Below are 1,008 nucleotides of genomic sequence, written 5' to 3'. Positions count from 1 at the left end.
GCTGGGCGAGCCGGCGTTCGTGGAGCTGACGGCCATGGTCGCCGTCGAGAACCTGCGCTCCCGCATCAACGCGGCGCTCGACCTCACCAGCCAGGGTTTCAAGGATTCCTGCGATCTGCCCGGCACGGGGCGCACCGGCCCGGTCACCGCGACGACGGACTGAGCGAGCGGGCCTGAAGCGGCCGTCGCCGCATGTCCGGGCGCGTGTATAGGGTGACGGACGTGGTGAGAGTCCGGTTGGGTGTCGCGGAGCGGCGCGAGGAGTTGCTGCGCGCGGCGATCGAGCAGATATCGGCGCGGGGTGTGGCGGCGTTGCGGATCGCCGACGTGGCCGCCGCGCTCGGTGTCAGCAACGCGCTGGTGCTCTACCACTTCTCCACCAAGGAGAAGCTCGTCGCCGCCGCGTTCACGTACGCCGCCGAGGACGATCTCTCCCGGCTGCGCAAGCTGCTCGGCCGCCGTACGTCGGCCCTGCGCCGGCTGCGGACGGCCGTGCGCTGGTACGCCCCGACCGGGCAGGCCAAGGGCTGGCGGCTGTGGATCGAGGGCTGGGCGGTGTCGTTGCGCGAGCCCGCGCTGCGGGAGGTCACGCGGGAACTGGACCGTCAGTGGAAGGCGGCGATCGCCGAGGTCATCTCCGAGGGGGTGGCTGCCGGGGAGTTCACGTGCCCGGAACCCGACGGCGCGGCCCTGCGTCTGACCGCCCTGCTCGACGGGCTGGCCGTCCAGCTGACGTCCTACCCGGGTGCGGTGTCCCGGGCCAAGGCCCAGGAGTGGACGGACGAGGCCCTCGCCCGCGAACTCGGCCTGAAACGCGAGGCGTTGACGACACCGCGCCGCTAGCCACGGCCGCGCGCGGGACGGCGGCACCTCACCGGGGACGGACACCCCGACCCGGCGTCCGGGCGCGACGGGCCGGCCCCTCGATCACCGGTCCACCGGCTGCCGGACCTGCCCCCACATCCGCGGCACGACCGACCGGCCCCTGGCCACCACTCCACCGGCGGC

The 1,008-nt window shown here is 73.8% G+C and carries 1 protein-coding gene; it reads left to right on the top strand.

Annotated elements, in window-relative coordinates; all coding sequences use genetic code 11:
* Positions 1–222: 222 nt before the first annotated feature.
* Positions 223–843, top strand: coding sequence for a TetR/AcrR family transcriptional regulator (locus EBH09_RS31335; RefSeq protein ID WP_121751097.1), 621 nt, complete (start codon positions 223–225; stop codon positions 841–843).
* The last annotated feature ends 165 nt before the right edge of the window (positions 844–1,008 follow it).

This window comes from Streptomyces sp. E2N166 (assembly GCF_003671715.1).
GTDB classification, from domain to species: domain Bacteria; phylum Actinomycetota; class Actinomycetes; order Streptomycetales; family Streptomycetaceae; genus Streptomyces; species Streptomyces thinghirensis.
This window is presented reverse-complemented; position numbering and strand designations above follow the sequence as displayed.